Source organism: Symbiopectobacterium sp. RP, from assembly GCF_050472005.1.
Lineage (GTDB): Bacteria > Pseudomonadota > Gammaproteobacteria > Enterobacterales > Enterobacteriaceae > Symbiopectobacterium.
In genome coordinates this window covers 286080-301767 of record NZ_JBGOGS010000001.1, presented here as the reverse complement: position 1 = coordinate 301767, position 15688 = coordinate 286080, and the positions used below count along the sequence as shown (strand labels likewise).

The 15688-nt window shown below is 49.3% G+C and carries 9 protein-coding genes and 9 pseudogenes; 12 read left to right on the top strand and 6 right to left on the bottom strand.

What is annotated here, in order from left to right; genetic code table 11:
• The first annotated feature begins 44 nt into the window (after positions 1–44).
• The 5 genes and pseudogenes from asmA (at position 45) to ACD630_RS01955 (ending at position 4409) form a co-directional block, all read left to right on the top strand.
• The gene (gene asmA, locus ACD630_RS01975) at positions 45–1895 is read left to right on the top strand and encodes an outer membrane assembly protein AsmA (RefSeq protein WP_430357952.1); all 1851 of its coding nucleotides are present in this window, start codon (positions 45–47) and stop codon (positions 1893–1895) included.
• Positions 1896–2191: 296 nt separating this feature from the next.
• Positions 2192–2850 (top strand): annotated as a pseudogene (locus ACD630_RS01970) (IS5 family transposase); the annotation flags it as partial.
• Between the two features lie 175 nt (positions 2851–3025).
• A complete protein-coding gene (locus ACD630_RS01965; RefSeq protein WP_430357951.1) occupies positions 3026–3946 on the top strand; it encodes a hypothetical protein in 921 nt (306 codons plus the stop codon).
• Positions 3947–4030: 84 nt separating this feature from the next.
• Positions 4031–4156: pseudogene (locus tag ACD630_RS01960) on the top strand (helix-turn-helix domain-containing protein); the annotation flags it as partial.
• A 34-nt stretch (positions 4157–4190) separates the two neighbouring features.
• Positions 4191–4409: an IS630 transposase-related protein gene (locus ACD630_RS01955; protein WP_430357946.1), complete on the top strand. Its 219-nt coding sequence runs from the start codon at positions 4191–4193 to the stop codon at positions 4407–4409.
• Here the strand turns inward: ACD630_RS01955 and ACD630_RS01950 are convergent.
• Positions 4377–5299 (bottom strand): annotated as a pseudogene (locus ACD630_RS01950) (IS5 family transposase). The gene ACD630_RS01955 and the pseudogene ACD630_RS01950 overlap by 33 nt on opposite strands.
• A 77-nt stretch (positions 5300–5376) precedes the next feature.
• Between ACD630_RS01950 and ACD630_RS01945 the strand changes: the two are divergent.
• The 6 genes and pseudogenes from ACD630_RS01945 to acnB all read left to right on the top strand — a co-directional run bounded on the left by ACD630_RS01945 (position 5377) and on the right by acnB (position 12334).
• Positions 5377–6168, top strand: a pseudogene (locus ACD630_RS01945) (IS630 family transposase).
• Between the two features lie 12 nt (positions 6169–6180).
• Positions 6181–6811: pseudogene (locus ACD630_RS01940) on the top strand (TOBE domain-containing protein); the annotation flags it as partial.
• A gap of 108 nt (positions 6812–6919) precedes the next feature.
• The gene (lysA, locus tag ACD630_RS01935) at positions 6920–8182 is read left to right on the top strand and encodes a diaminopimelate decarboxylase (protein ID WP_430357950.1); all 1263 of its coding nucleotides are present in this window, start codon (positions 6920–6922) and stop codon (positions 8180–8182) included.
• A gap of 238 nt (positions 8183–8420) precedes the next feature.
• The gene (locus ACD630_RS01930; RefSeq protein ID WP_430357949.1) at positions 8421–8888 is read left to right on the top strand and encodes an IS630 transposase-related protein; all 468 of its coding nucleotides are present in this window, start codon (positions 8421–8423) and stop codon (positions 8886–8888) included.
• Complete coding sequence (locus tag ACD630_RS01925) at positions 8771–9244, top strand: IS630 family transposase (RefSeq protein ID WP_430359849.1); 474 nt, start codon at positions 8771–8773, stop codon at positions 9242–9244. The genes ACD630_RS01930 and ACD630_RS01925 overlap by 118 nt, the downstream gene beginning before the upstream one ends.
• Before the next feature lie 492 nt (positions 9245–9736).
• Complete coding sequence (acnB, locus tag ACD630_RS01920; RefSeq protein ID WP_430357948.1) at positions 9737–12334, top strand: bifunctional aconitate hydratase 2/2-methylisocitrate dehydratase; 2598 nt, start codon at positions 9737–9739, stop codon at positions 12332–12334.
• 154 nt (positions 12335–12488) lie between these two features.
• On the opposite strand, the pseudogene ACD630_RS01915 reads toward acnB, so the two are convergent.
• The 4 genes and pseudogenes from ACD630_RS01915 to ACD630_RS01900 all read right to left on the bottom strand — a co-directional run.
• Positions 12489–13294, bottom strand: a pseudogene (locus ACD630_RS01915) (protein mom).
• 209 nt (positions 13295–13503) lie between these two features.
• Entirely contained in the window at positions 13504–13620 is a 117-nt protein-coding gene (locus ACD630_RS01910) for a Com family DNA-binding transcriptional regulator (protein ID WP_430357947.1), read from the bottom strand.
• A 393-nt stretch (positions 13621–14013) separates the two neighbouring features.
• Positions 14014–14121, bottom strand: a pseudogene (locus ACD630_RS01905) (ATP-binding protein); the annotation flags it as partial.
• Positions 14122–14293: 172 nt separating this feature from the next.
• Positions 14294–14404, bottom strand: a pseudogene (locus ACD630_RS01900) (ATP-binding protein); the annotation flags it as partial.
• A gap of 35 nt (positions 14405–14439) precedes the next feature.
• On the opposite strand from ACD630_RS01900, the gene ACD630_RS01895 reads away from it, so the two are divergent.
• Positions 14440–14658 (top strand): IS630 transposase-related protein, encoded by a 219-nt coding sequence (locus ACD630_RS01895; RefSeq protein WP_430357946.1) that lies wholly within the window; start codon positions 14440–14442, stop codon positions 14656–14658.
• Here the strand turns inward: ACD630_RS01895 and ACD630_RS01890 are convergent.
• Positions 14626–15549: pseudogene (locus ACD630_RS01890) on the bottom strand (IS5 family transposase). The gene ACD630_RS01895 and the pseudogene ACD630_RS01890 sit on opposite strands and share 33 nt — an antisense overlap.
• Positions 15550–15688: the final 139 nt, after the last annotated feature.

The following is a 15688-nucleotide window of genomic DNA, read 5'->3' as shown; positions in this document are numbered from 1 at the left end:
TCGCCAGTGCATAATGCTGTTGCACTGATTGTTGGGAGAATGGCATGAAAAGAGTGTTGACGACGCTGGCGATTTTGCTTGTGGTGTTGGCTGTCGGTATGACGGCGCTGGTCATGCTGGTGAATCCCAACGATTTTCGCGCTTACATGGTAAGCCAGGTTGATGCCCGCAGCGGATACCGTTTGCAGTTGGAGGGAGACCTCCGCTGGCACGTTTGGCCGCAGCTCAGCATTCTCTCTGGCGGTATGTCGCTAACCGCGCCGGGCGCGGCGGCACCGATTGTCAGTGCAGAAAACATGCGTCTGGATGTGAAACTCTGGCCGCTATTGTCACATCGTCTGGAAGTGAAGCAGGTGATGCTCAAAGGCGCGGTGGTGCGCTTAACGCCTGAAAGCGAAGCGCATCGCTCCAGCACCGCGCCCATTGCGCCAGCCGGTTCGTCAACGCCTGAAGATACGCGCAATTGGCGACTTGCCATTAATCAGTTGAAAATCGTGGATAGCCTGTTGATTTTGCAGCGCGGTGACGACGAACAGCTCAACGTACGCGATATCAACCTCACGTTGGAAGAGAGCAGTGAGCGCCAGCTGGTGCTGGAATTGACCAGCCGCATTAATCGCGATCAGCGCGACCTTGCCGTATCACTTCAGGCGAATCTCGATATGCAGCACTATCCGCAGCAAATCGACGCCAGCATCGAACAATTTCAATACCAACTTCAGGGCGCAGGTATTCCCGTTGGCGGCATTAGCGGCAGTGGTAGCCTCCTAGCCAGCTATCAACAAGCTGCTGGTGCTACTCAGCCAGAAAAAGTCACAATAAGTCAGTTCACGCTGGCGGCAAGTGACAGTCAGCTGAGCGGGAATGCGACAGCAATCCTAGGTGATCACCCTATCTATACGCTGGACATCAACGCGGCACGGCTAAACCTTGATGCGCTGCTGGGAAGTGCGCCAACGGCACAAACGCAAAACGCTTCGCCAGCCGCGATCAAGACCGTTACGCCGGTAGTCTCGACGGAGCGCGGGTTGAGTGAGGGCGATGCCTTATGGCAATCGTTTAGTGCGCAGTTGGCATTGCAGGTAGACACGCTTATCTACCGTGGCCTGACATTCAGCAAGGTAAACCTCAACGCGGTTAATCAGGTCGGCGTACTGACTCTTTCCTCGTTGCATAGCGAGCTTAACGGCGGGCGTATCGCACTGACCGGAAAAATGGATGCGAAGGCAACACCTAAAATCACTTTGCAACCCACTATTGAGGGTGTGAGCGTTGAGCCGCTGACAGTCGCGTTTGCGTTGCCGCAAACGGTAAGTGGCAAACTGTCGTTAAAGGGACAATTTAGTGGCGATACTTTCTCGCTGGATGCATTGATGCGTCAGTGGCGGGGTAACGCGACATTGCATGTGGACAACCTGCGTTTTCAGGGCGTGAATATTCAGCAGATGATTCAGTTGGCGGTGGTGCGCAATAACAGCAATGTACAGGCGTTAGAGCGCTACGATCGTTATACTGACATTACGCGGTTGACCGGCAATGCCGATCTCAATGCAGGCAAACTGCGGGTAAGTGATATCACCGGTCAATCTGCGCTGCTGTCGCTCACCGGCACCAGCCAGTTTGATCTCCCGGCTCAACAATGTGACATGAATTTTAACGTGCGCATTACCGACGGCTGGCGTGGCAACGAGCAGTTAGTGGAGATTTTAAAATCTACCAGCGTGCCTCTGCGTATTTATGGCCTGATCAATAACTTGAGCTATCAACTACAAGTCGATCAGCTGCTGCGTAAACGCCTTCAGGATGAGATGAAAAAGCGGCTCAATGAGTGGGCAGACAAAAACCAGCAGAGCCAGACCGGCAAAGGGCTAAAACAGCTTCTCGACAAGCTTTGATTGCCTATGTCGTGGTCTTAAGATCGAGGGCGATAAATAGGGGGACTCATTATTTCCGCCCCCTTCGCCAATCAAGAACGCTACTCGTCATTCCCGCGAAGGCGGGAATCTCCCACAGACTAAACGCATTTCCGCTGGCAGAGGCCCCTGACTTTTGCCGAGGACGGCAGAGATAGCTACCAAGACAATAACGTTCGCCAATGGTTTTTTTCTTTCAATACGGCTTTGTTGAATAAATAGAACTTTTGGGTAATCATCGGAGCAGATCAACACAGTTGTTTCAAAATCAGCTCTCCATGGCAAAACAAAATTTTAAAATCACCAACTGGCCCTCTTATAACAAGGCCCTCAAGCAGCGCGGTTCTCTAACCGTATGGCTAGATGAATCAGCCATTGCTGCATGGATGGAAAAAAACACTACTGAACGGCGTGGACGACCGCTCCACTACTCAGATATGGCCATCACCACAGTCCTGATGATGAAACGCGTGTTTGGCCTTTCATTGAGGGCTTTACAGGGCTTTGGTGACTCGATTTTTAAACTGATTAAATTGTCGCTGCATTGTCCAGACTATTCGCTGCTCAGCAAGCGAGCCGAGCAAAGACAGTGAACATCAGCATAAAAACGCCAACCCGTGGTGAAATCTCACATCTGGTCATTGATGGAACCGCCCTGAAGGTCTTTGGCGAAGGCGAATGGAAAGTCCGGCAGCATGGTGCCGATAGACGCAGGGTATGGCGTAAGCTGCACCTGGCAGTAGACAGTGTGACGCATGAGATTATCTGTGCGGATTTGTCGCTCAGTGGTACGACTGATGCCCAAGCTCTAGCGGCGCTGATAAACCAGACCCACCGGAAAATCAGAGAGGCATCGGCTGACGGCGCTTAGGATACAGTTTACTGCTATGATGCTCTGCTGAGGAAGAAAATAAGGCCGCTTATCCCGCTCAGGGCATTGGCTGTAATCATTTTTAAGTCGTTTGGCTATATTTCTTGCGTTGTCGAGTGACATGAGTGAGGGGGAGCGCAACCGGCAGATATTTCAAACCTCACTGTACGTGTTTATCATCATGATGCTGGCCTTTTATGGCATAGGTATCTACACATCTTTTGCAATATCTGCTATTACGTTGCTGCATGATCTCAACTTATCCATCGGCGGGATTGATGCCCGCCTTAACCGGCGTTATCAGCGTCTGGTTAAGCAACACATGACTCCCGCAGCACCATTGGCGTCAGCCGTTAAAGACCTTGCCTGCGCGCAGAAAACAACATTCGCCACTACTCAGGCCGTTTGGCGTTTTTTTAATAATGAACGTATTAGCTTCAGTCAGCTCAATGAACCGATTATTTCGCTGGCTCTCCGGCAGGTTGCACTTAGCCCGCATCCATACGCTCCCGTCATTCGCGACTGGTCTCATTTACAGTTTCGTACCCACAATGGGAAAGAAGAACGTTTGAAAATGACGCATGGTGGCGACGTCGGTTATGAACTACAAACCCGCCTACTGCTTGATGCTGCAAATGGTTTACCAATAGCGCCCCTGTCTCAAACTCTAACCGATAGGGCGGGTTGTCGTTCAACGCTAACCGAGGGCTTGTCTGAGAGTCTGACTCATATGGATGCTTTGACGGCTGATATCGCCCGCGTTGAGTCTCTTGATACCGGGAAGAAGTTAGTTCATCTCATTGACCGTGAAGGTGACTCTATCGGGCATATGCGCACATTAAGCTCCCTGGGAATATGTTGGCTTATCCGGGGAAAGGAAGGGCATCGGGCAGAGTGGGGCGGTGACACCCGTAAAATTGGTGAAATTGCAGACGATCTGCCATTTATCGCAAACAGACAGGTTGGCTGGAAAGGGAAAAAAGCCAATATGGAGATCGGGGAAACATCCGTGATCATAACGCGAACAGCAAAAGCGAAGCGGAAAGACAAGAACACCGGACGGCGAGTAAAAGTTCAGCCAGGCGTAGCTCTGACACTCAGATTAGTTGTGGTTCGCCTTACCGATACTCACGGTAAATTTATCTGTATTAGTCGCGACTAGATCTGACACTGGACCTTGAAAGGTTGAGAGTTACCGGTTTTGATATGGGTGTCTAATCCTTAAACAAAACGCGAGGTAACTCTCATACTTCATACTAACAATCCCATTATCAAACACAAAGCCGGCCTGCTCAATCTCGCCGAAGAACTCGGTAACGTATCAAAAGCCTGCAAGAGCATAGGCGTGTCACGCGATACATTTTACCGTTATAGCTAAACGACTTAATTTTGATCACATTATTTAAATGAGCTATTCAATTGATTTTAGACGTAAAGTGATATCTACACGGGAAGAAGAAGGGTTGAGTATCCGAGAAACAGCGAAGCAATTTCGGATTGGCCCTGCCTCTGTATCGCGTTGGATTAATCAAATAGAGGCTTTGTTGAATAAATCAGAACTTGTAACGACTGCGCCCCATACGGGTCGATTGTTACGTGATGCGAATACTGTTCGGCATTCCTAATAGCGTGATCAGGTTAAGCGCTTTGACCATGGCCATGGCTTCACCCACCTGACCATCGTAGTCTCTCAGACTTAGATAACCACCCAGAAGCCTTTTGAACCGGAACATGGCCGTTTCAGCCACTGAGCGCCGGTGATAGCCCACTTTCTTTTTCCAGATATCGTTACTACCGCTAATGCGCTGATTTGCAACAGCGTGGTTACGCTCGTGGTAGCGATCTTGCCAATATTGCGCCCCCCTTCGTGGCGGGATAAGCGGCCTTATTTTCTTCCTCAGCAGAGCATCATAGCAGTAAACTGTATCCTAAGCGCCGTCAGCCGATGCCTCTCTGATTTTCCGGTGGGTCTGGTTTATCAGCGCTGGTAGAGCTTGGGCATCAGTCGTACCACTGAGCGACAAATCCACACAGATAATCTCATGCGTCACACTGTCTACTGCCAGGTGCAGCTTACGCCATACCCTGCGTCTGTCGGCACCATGCTGCCGGACTTTCCATTCGCCTTCGCCAAAGACCTTCAGGCCGGTTCCATCAATGACCAGATGTGAGATTTCACCACGGGTTGGCGTTTTTATGCTGATGTTCACTGTCTTTGCTCGCTTGCTGAGCAGCGAATAGTCTGGACAATGGAGCGACAATTTAATCAGTTTAAAAATCGAGTTACCAAAGCCCTGTAAAACTCTCAATGAAAGGCCAAACACGCGTTTCATCATCAGGACTGTGGTGATGGCCATTCTGAGTAGTGGAGCGGTTGTCCACGCCGTTCAGTAGTGTTTTTTTCCGTCCATGCAGCAATGGCTGATTCATCTAGCCATACGGTTAGAGAACAGCGCTGCTTGAGGGCCTTGTTATAAGAGGGCCAGTTGGTGATTTTAAAATTTTGTTTTGCCATGGAGACCTGATTTTGAAACAACTGTGTTGATCTGCTCCGATGATTACCCAAAAGTTCTATAGCCAACCGACTTAAAAATGATTACAGCCAATGCCCTGATATGTGGCAAAAAAATACAGCTAATTGTTATCAAAATAATGTCGCTTGGCTATATTTATTCAACAAAGCCTCAAATAGCGTCAAAAGCATCGACCACGCGTCAGCGAAAGATCGATAAATCCGAGTTGATAAAAGATGTTGAACCATATCCAGATGATTACCAAAAAGAACGTGCAGAGCGTTTTGGCGTTTGTCAGAAGGCCATTTGGCAAGCTCTTAAAAAGCTGGGATTGACCTATAAAAAAACTCTACGTCATCCGAAAGCCGACGAAAGCGCCCGGCAAGCATTTCAACAAAAAATACCACAGTATGAAAAAGAAGGAAAACCTATTGTTTTTATTGATGAAAGTGGTTTTCCACACGATACCCCACGGACTCACGGCTATTCCCCAAAAGGTCAACGCTGTTTTGGCCTGAAAAACTGGGGAGCCAAGGGAAGAACAAATGTTATCGGCGCTTTATTAGGCACAACGCTGTTTGCTATCGGATTATTTGATATCAATATTAACAGCGATGTTTTCTATTCCTGGGTCACACAAGTCCTTATCCCAGTACTCCCTAAAAACAGTGTAATCGTGATGAACAATGTAACTTTTCACAAAAAACATAATATTTAACAAGTCATCATCGATGCAGGGTATATGGTGGAGTATTTGCCTACATATTCGCCAGATCTTAACCCCATTGAGCATAAATGGGCACAAGCAAAAAGCAAAAAAAGAGAGAGTGGTTGCGATACAGAGATTTTGTTCTCAGTCTACATGGTGTAATCAAAATTAAGTCGCTTGGCTATGCTGGATGAGCCCCTTTCCGCACTGGATGTGCGTATTCGCCGCCATCTGTGTGAACAAATCCGTCGCATTCAACGTGAACTGAACCTGACGGCTATCTTTGTTACCCACGATCAGGAAGAGGCGTTGACGCTATCCGATCGTATAGCCAACCGACTTAAAAATGATTACAACAGATACCCTGATATGCGGCAAAAAAGCATAGCTGGCTGTTATCAAAATAATGTCGGTTGGCTATATCGTGCTGATGAACAACGGGGAAATCGTACAAGATGGCGATGCGGTGTCGCTGTATACCCAGCCTGCCAATCTGTTTGCCGCCAGCTTTATCGGCAGCTATAACCTGCTGAGTGCCGCGCAGGCGCAACAGTTGACGGGAGAACACTTCACTGGTCAGGTGGCACTTCGTCCTGAATCCATCACGCTGGGTACGTCTGAACAGGGCATCGCCGGGAAGATCCTCAACCACAGCCTGTTAGGTAACGTGGTGCGGTACCGTATCGTGGTTAACGGCGTAGAGCTGGCTGTCGATGTACTGAATCGTGCACCGGGCGATCTGCATCGAGCAGGTAGCACGGTAGGGGTGCATATTACTGCCAATGCGCTGCGCGAAGTGGTTTAGTTAAGCCATATCATGGATGAATAGAATATGCGAAAATCGATATTTTTTTAAATCGTTGCAGCCCGTTACCGTGTGGTCATTGCTCCCCTTTTGTTGCACGGAAACCCTATGCCGCACGATCTGAATGACCTTACTCACTCGCTTAACGCGCATAGTCTGCGTGAATTACCCGCTCGTTTGGGATGCCCGGTGTGGGCCTATGATGCGCACACCATCGTGGCGCGTATTGCACAACTCCGTCAGTTTGACACCATCCGCTTCGCGCAAAAAGCCTGCTCCAACACGCATATTCTGCGTCTGATGCTCGCACAAGGTGTAAAAGTGGATTCGGTATCGCTGGGGGAAATTGAGCGCGCCCTAGTGGCCGGGTTTGTGCCGGGTACGGCAGATCACGAGATTGTGTTCACAGCCGACATGCTGGATGTGCCGACGCTGGCGCGTGTGGTGGAACTGAATATTCCGGTTAATGCAGGTTCAGTGGATATGCTGGCCCAGCTGGGGGCGGCTCAGCCGGGTCACCCGGTGTGGCTGCGCGTCAATCCGGGATTTGGTCACGGCCATAGCCAGAAAACCAACACCGGCGGTGAGAACAGCAAACACGGTATCTGGTATGCCGATTTACCGCTGGCGCTGGCGCAAATCCAACGCTACTCCCTGAAGTTGGTCGGCATTCATATGCATATCGGTTCCGGCGTGGACTACGGCCATCTGGAGCAGGTGTGTGATGCCATGGTGCGTCAGGTGGTTGAGTTTGGTCAGGATGTTGAAGCGATTTCCTCTGGCGGTGGGCTTTCCATTTCTTATCGCGTGGGTGAGCCGGTGATCGATACCGAGCACTACTTTGGCCTGTGGCACGCAGCGCGTCAGCGTATTGAGACACACCTTGGCCACCCGGTGACACTGGAAATCGAACCGGGACGTTTTCTGGTGGCGGAGTCTGGTGTGTTGGTGGCGCAGGTGCGTGCGGTCAAAAACATGGGCAGCCGCCACTTCGTGTTGGTGGATGCCGGGTTTAACGATCTGATGCGCCCCGCCATGTACGGCAGCTATCACCATATTTCGTTATTGCCGGCAGATGAGCGTTCTCTTGCTGGCGCACCGTTACGCGATACCGTAGTAGCAGGGCCATTGTGTGAATCCGGTGATGTGTTTACGCAACAGGCTGGCGGTGGCGTGGAAACGGTGGCGTTACCTGCGGTACAGGTTGGCGATTATCTGGTGTTCCACGACACCGGGGCTTATGGTGCCTCCATGTCCTCCAACTACAACAGCCGCCCACTACTGCCGGAAGTGCTGTTCGAAAATGGCGAAGCACGCTTGATTCGCCGCCGCCAAGCCATTGAAGAATTACTGGCACTCGAGGCGCTTTAACCACGCCATGTTGTGTATCCTCCTCAGCGTCTACGGATGCTGGGGAAAGGATGACGCCACGATAAGCCGCAGGAATACGCTCCTCCCCTCCCCTGCAATGTGATAAACCTCTCGCTTTCTTGTTCCGCAACACAAAAATATTTATATAAATGCCCAATTTTTTCGTGTTGCAACACATAGGTTATTTTATTGCCAAGGAGTTATAGCTAAACGACTTAATTTTGATTACATTATTTAAATGAGCTATTCAATTGATTTTAGACGTAAAGTGATATCTACACGGGAAGAAGAAGGGTTGAGTATCCGAGAAACAGCGAAGCAATTTCGGATTGGCCCTGCCTCTGTATCGCGTTGGATTAATCAAATAGCGTCAAAAGCATCGACCACGCGTCAGCGAAAGAGCGATAAATCCGAGTTGATAAAAGATGTTGAACCATATCCAGATGCTTACCAAAAAGAACGTGCAGAGCGTTTTGGCGTTTGTCAGAAGGCCATTTGGCAAGCTCTTAAAAAGCTGGGATTGACCTATAAAAAACTCTACGTCATCCGAAAGCCGACGAAAGCGCCCGGCAAGCATTTCAACAAAAAATACAACAGTATGAAAAAGAAGGTAAACCTATTGTTTTTATTGATGAAAGTGGTTTTCCACACGATACCCCACGGACTCACGGCTATTCCCCAAAAGGTCAACGGTGTTTTGGCCTGAAGAACGGGGGAGCCAAGGGAAGAACAAATGTTATCGGCGCGTTATTAGGCACAATGCTGTTTGCTATCGGATTATTTGATATCAATATTAACAGCGATGTTTTCTATTCCTGGGTCACACAAGTCCTTATCCCAGTACTCCCTAAAAACAGTGTAATCGTGATGGACAATGCAACTTTTCACAAAAAACATAATATTCAACAAGTCATCATCGATGCAGGGTATATGGTGGAGTATTTGCCTACATATTCGCCAGATCTTAACCCCATTGAGCATAAATGGGCACAAGCAAAAAAAGAGAGAGTGGTTGCGATACAGAGATTTTGTTCTCAGTCCATATGGTGTAATCATTTTTAAGTCGCTTGGCTATATTACGTAAAAAAGACATGATGATACCTATCCATTTTCCAACCCCTAGTGATGTTAAGCTACGGCAAGATACGGGAATTCTTACATACGTCTTTTTTTATAGGTCGAGGGCAGTATAACAAACTGAAATTGTTGAAAGTTACCCAATGTAAACCCCAATCGCGTACAGGGGATATGTCGACGAGGGGCGCTCGTGGTATGCTCAAGTAAAAAACGTTTATTCTCATCATGGTCTACAGGGCGTGTGCCTTTGTGCGGCCAGGCAATGTTGCGTTATTTATGTTTCTTTTATGTAAACGTAATTAACAAAACGTTCAAAAATTGATATGCTGGAGTGCATGACGATCTTACGGCCGGGTACGCCACCCTACATTTTCACAGGCGGAGGACACATCGCCTGACGCGTAACCGGGTATGGACATCACAACCGGGAGCGAGAGCGCCGGACATAACGAAGACAATGAGAGCGAGGAGATAATCGTGCTAAAAGAATATCGCAAGCACGTGGCCGATCGGGCTGCACAGGGCATCGTACCTAAGCCGTTAGACGCTTCACAGATGGCAGCGCTGGTGGATGCGCTGAAGAAACCGCCTGTTGGCGAAGAAGAGGTGTTGCTGGATCTGCTGGTAAACCGCGTGCCGCCGGGCGTTGATGAAGCCGCCTATGTTAAAGCCGGTTTTCTGGCGGCTGTCGCGAAAGGGGAAGCCCATTCTCCGTTGGTCAGCCCGGAAAAAGCCGTTGAACTGCTTGGCACCATGCAAGGCGGTTACAACATTCATCCGCTGATTGAAGCACTGGACAATGAGGCATTGGCTCCCATCGCTGCCGATGCGCTGTCGCATACTCTGCTGATGTTCGATAACTTCTACGATGTGGAAGAGAAGGCAAAAGCCGGTAACGTACACGCCAAACGCGTGGTGCAATCCTGGGCTGATGCCGAATGGTTCCTGTCTCGTCCTAAACTGGCAGAGAAAATTACTGTCACCGTTTTCAAAGTCACCGGTGAAACCAATACCGATGATCTTTCTCCGGCACCCGATGCTTGGTCTCGCCCTGATATCCCACTGCATGCGTTGGCGATGTTGAAAAACGCCCGCGATGGCATTACGCCAGATCAACCCGGTGCCGTTGGCCCGATCAAACAGATCGAAGCGCTCAGCCAGAAAGGATACCCGCTGGCCTACGTGGGTGACGTGGTGGGAACCGGTTCTTCGCGTAAATCTGCCACCAACTCGGTGCTGTGGTTTATGGGGGAAGATATCCCGCACGTGCCGAACAAGCGCGGTGGTGGTGTGGTGGTGGGCGGCAAAATTGCACCTATCTTCTTCAACACCATGGAAGATGCGGGCGCGTTGCCGATCGAAGTCGATGTGAACGAATTAAACATGGGAGATGTGATCGACATTTACCCCTACAAAGGTGAAGTGCGCCTGCACGACAGCGATACCGTGCTGGCAACGTTTGCACTGAAAACCGACGTACTGCTCGATGAAGTGCGTGCGGGCGGTCGTATTCCGCTGATCATTGCTCGCGGTCTGACTACCAAAGCGCGTGAAGCGCTGGGCCTTCCGGCGAGCGATGTCTTCCGTCAGGCGAAGGATGTGGCGCAGAGTACGCGCGGCTTCTCGCTGGCGCAGAAGATGGTGGGCCGCGCCTGTGGCATTGCTGGGATTCGTCCGGATCAGTATTGCGAACCCAAGATGACCTCCGTCGGTTCTCAGGACACCACCGGTCCGATGACCCGTGACGAACTGAAAGATTTGGCCTGCCTTGGCTTTTCCGCTGACATGGTGATGCAGTCATTCTGTCACACGGCCGCCTATCCGAAGCCGGTTGACGTCACCACGCATCACACGCTGCCGGACTTTATCATGAACCGTGGCGGTGTTTCCCTACGTCCAGGCGATGGCGTTATCCACTCTTGGCTCAACCGCATGCTGCTGCCGGATACTGTAGGCACCGGCGGTGACTCCCATACCCGTTTCCCGATCGGTATTTCCTTCCCGGCAGGCTCCGGACTGGTGGCGTTTGCTGCCGCCACGGGCGTGATGCCGCTGGACATGCCGGAGTCGGTGCTGGTGCGCTTCAAAGGCAAGATGCAAACGGGGATTACCCTGCGTGATCTGGTGCATGCCATCCCGCTGTATGCCATCAAACAGGGCTTGTTGACGGTTGAGAAGAAAGGCAAGAAGAACATCTTCTCTGGCCGCATTCTGGAAATTGAAGGGTTGCCCGATCTGAAAGTGGAGCAGGCATTTGAACTGACCGATGCCTCAGCAGAGCGTTCTGCCGCTGGGTGTACCATCAAGCTGGATAAAGCCCCGATTATCGAGTACCTGAACTCTAACATCGTGCTGCTCAAGTGGATGATCGCTGAAGGCTACGGCGATCGTCGTACGCTGGAGCGTCGCGTGCAGGGCATGGAAAAATGGCTGGCCGATCCGCAGCTGCTGGAAGCCGATCCCGATGCGGAATACGCAGCAGTGATCGATATCGATCTGGCTGACATCAAGGAGCCCATCTTGTGTGCGCCGAACGATCCGGACGATGCGCGCTGGCTGTCTGATGTGCAGGGTGAGAAGATTGACGAAGTGTTTATAGGTTCCTGCATGACCAATATCGGCCACTTCCGTGCTGCGGGTAAGCTGTTGGATCAGCACAAAGGCAAACTGCCGACGCGTTTGTGGGTTGCGCCACCGACCAAGATGGACGCCGCGCAGCTGACGGAAGAGGGCTATTACAGCGTGTTTGGCAAGAGCGGTGCGCGCGTCGAGATCCCTGGCTGCTCCTTGTGCATGGGCAATCAGGCGCGAGTAGCTGATGGTGCAACGGTGGTATCGACTTCTACCCGTAACTTCCCGAACCGCTTGGGTACTGGCGCTAATGTCTATCTGGCGTCTGCGGAACTGGCGGCGGTGGCGTCATTGTTGGGCAAACTGCCGACGCCTGATGAATATCTTGCTGCGATGGCTCAGGTGGATAAAACCGCGCAGGATACTTATCGCTACCTGAATTTCGATCGGCTGGATCAGTATACGGCGAAAGCGGACGGGGTGATTTTCCAAAGCGCTGTCTAGTTTCTGTGTGTGATGAATACGACAAGAGCCTATAGCGCGGCAAATCATTTGACACCGAAAGGCAAAATATTTGATACGCTCAAAAATCACACAAATGAAAATTATTTGATACCAATTGCTGTACTGATGTAACGCTTTTATTGTCCCTAAAACATCATGAACTTGGTTTTAACGTTTCCGGCTTATGATAAGTTTGCACTTTAAATAATTTTGTGTTGAGACGCTTCTTCGCGCGTTTGTCCAAAAAGCGGATATATCGGAACTGTTGGAAGCGATGAACAGTTGCACGCTCTATATTGGCCCCTCAGGTATTCTCCTCGCTTGCCGCCCCGCGTGATCGCGTTGCGGGCTATTTCGTGATACCACTCACCATCAAGCTCATATAGCCAAGCGACATTATTTTGATAACAATTAGCTATATTTTTTTGCCACATATCAGGGCATTGGCTGTAATCATTTTTAAGTCGTTTGGCTATAGAATCGCGAGTAATGGCTGCCGATATATTCAAAATTACTCGCCTGATACACCACGCCACAACGCCCATCTGCAAAGGATTGTACCCATTGCACCTGAGGATAAGGTAACCTGATAGTTTTCAGTGCGTAGCTGATCGCTCGTGACTCTGAATTTTTAGGCATGTCATCATGCAGCCATAAGCGGTTAAGCTCCATATACTCACGATTCCCTGTACCAGAGACCACTTTTGCGCCACTTTTAGGATTCAGGGCGTATCCCCACTGCATCACGCCAACCAAAGCCCTACCGGAGAATACCCCAAGATGTAGCTAGGAATTATTAACAAACCGCCGGCTATAATGCCGACTTGTTACAATGACGCGGGCCAGCCAACAGGCAATGGTTTCTACCCGCAATTCGTGTGAGCCGTATCCAACAATCTGCTCGTTATCTAAAATGGGTTTGGGTGGCGAGAGGATACGGGACGTATTGATGTGCTTCATTATTGGTCTCCGTTGGCTTTGTTGAATAATAGTGAGTCATGCTGTTTTTCCAGGCAGTTTTGGTAGAAAATGCTTGTAACCTCAGATTTACAGTTTTCTTATGAGGCCTAACTGCATGATTTTGCGTTGCGAGGATCTGTCGTTTCACCGGGAGTGCAGCATAAAATATGTTTATTCAACAAAGCCGTCTCCGTTTGGCGTTCGGAGACTCAGGGTGAGAGATTGCTCATCCTCATTTCATTAAATGCCTTACAATGCGGACACTTAATCTGGATGTAAATCGCGTCTGCTTTTGCCAACAATCGGTGACAACCACAGCAACGCATCTCTTGTAACATCTTCTGATATCCCTATTTAATCAAGGAATATCATGTTACACGTTAAGTATTGTGAATGTGATTAACCCACTGTAATTGATCTATTTTGGCGATCGATAACAGTTTATTGATCGTCAATATCGCTGATGTTTTGTGTAATTCGACAGGAGTTCAGTAGTGCAATTTTACTGCATATAAAACACCCAAAAACAGATTGAAATTTAACCTAATCATCTGTTTTAGCCTTAAATCGGCATTTTGGCTAAAATTTAAACGGAAAATACAGGGCTTTTTATCATGCATTTTCTTCATATAGCCAACCGACTTAAAAATGATTACAGCCAATGCCCTGATATGTGGCAAAAAAATACAGCTAATTGTTATCAAAATAATGTCGCTTGGCTATAACCGGTAGCTTTCTCCTTTGATGTTCAGTGTGGTTGAGTGGTGTAGAAGCCTATCTAGGATTGCTGTTGCCAGCACGTTATCGCCGAACATCTCTCCCCAGTCGGGGCTTTGTTGAATAAACATATTTTATGCTGCACTCCCGGTGAAACGACAGATCCTCGCAACGCAAAATCATGCAGTTAGGCCTCATAAGAAAACTGTAAATCTGAGGTTACAAGCATTTTCTACCAAAACTGCCTGGAAAAACAGCATGACTCACTATTATTCAACAAAGCCCCCAGTCGGCGAACCATTTATTTGACGTCAGCACGATGCTCGCTTTTTCATACCGACGGTTCAGTAACCGGAAGAACAGACTGGCTCCCTCACGGCTCATCGGCAGATATAGCAAAACGACTTAATTTTTATTACATTATTTAAATGAGCTATTCAATTGATTTTAGACGTAAAGTGATATCTACACGGGAAGAAGAAGGGTTGAGTATCCGAGAAACAGCGAAGCAATTTCGGATTGGCCCTGCCTCTGTATCGCGTTGGATTAATCAAATAGAGGCTTTGTTGAATAAATCAGAACTTGTAACGACTGCGCCCCATACGGGTCGATTGTTACGTGATGCGAATACTGTTCGGCATTCCTAATAGCGTGATCAGGTTAAGCGCTTTGACCATGGCCATGGCTTCACCCATCTGACCATCGTAGTCTCTCAGACTTAGATGACCACCCAGAAGCCTTTTGAACCGGAACATGGCCGTTTCAGCCACTGAGCGCCGGTGATAGCCCACTTTCTTTTTCCAGATATCGTTACTACCGCTAATGCGCTGATTTGCAACAGCGTGGTTACGCTCGTGGTAGCGATCTTGCCAATATTGCGCCCCCCTTCGTGGCGGGATAAGCGGCCTTATTTTCTTTCTCAGCAGAGCATCATAGCAGTAAACTGTATCCTAAGCGCCGTCAGCCGATGCCTCTCTGATTTTCCGGTGGGTCTGGTTTATCAGCGCCGGTAGAGCTTGGGCATCAGTCGTACCACTGAGCGACAAATCCGCACAGATAATCTCATGCGTCACACTGTCTACTGCCAGGTGCAGCTTACGCCATACCCTGCGTCTGTCGGCACCATGCTGCCGGACTTTCCATTCGCCTTCGCCAAAGACCTTCAGGCCGGTTCCATCAATGACCAGATGTGAGATTTCACCACGGGTTGGCGTTTTTATGCTGATGTTCACTGTCTTTGCTCGCTTGCTGAGCAGCGAATAGTCTGGACAATGGAGCGACAATTTAATCAGTTTAAAAATCGAGTCACCAAAGCCCTGTAAAGCCCTCAATGAAAGGCCAAACACGCGTTTCATCATCAGGACTGTGGTGATGGCCATATCTGAGTAGTGGAGCGGTCGTCCACGCCGTTCAGTAGTGTTTTTTTCCGTCCATGCAGCAATGGCTGATTCATCTAGCCATACGGTTAGAGAACCACGCTGCTTGAGGGCCTTGTTATAAGAGGGCCAGCTGGTGATTTTAAAATTTTGTTTTGCCATGGAGAGCTGATTTTGAAACAACTGTGTTGATCTGCTCCGATGATTACCCAAAAGTTCTATTTATTCAACAAAGCCCGTCTGGTCTAAAAGCCCCTCGTTGGTTGAAAATAGAACAAGGGATTAGGGATATTGATGAAAA

What these genes read in the sequence shown, in the direction of transcription:
- asmA (WP_430357952.1), top strand. Translation starts at nt 45, where the DNA reads ATGAAAAGAGTGTTGACGACGCTGGCGATTTTGCTTGTGGTGTTGGCT.
- ACD630_RS01955 (WP_430357946.1), top strand. Translation starts at nt 4,191, where the DNA reads ATGAGCTATTCAATTGATTTTAGACGTAAAGTGATATCTACACGGGAA.
- lysA (WP_430357950.1), top strand. Translation starts at nt 6,920, where the DNA reads ATGCCGCACGATCTGAATGACCTTACTCACTCGCTTAACGCGCATAGT.
- ACD630_RS01930 (WP_430357949.1), top strand. Translation starts at nt 8,421, where the DNA reads ATGAGCTATTCAATTGATTTTAGACGTAAAGTGATATCTACACGGGAA.
- ACD630_RS01910 (WP_430357947.1), bottom strand. Translation starts at nt 13,620, where the DNA reads ATGCGTTGCTGTGGTTGTCACCGATTGTTGGCAAAAGCAGACGCGATT.
- ACD630_RS01895 (WP_430357946.1), top strand. Translation starts at nt 14,440, where the DNA reads ATGAGCTATTCAATTGATTTTAGACGTAAAGTGATATCTACACGGGAA.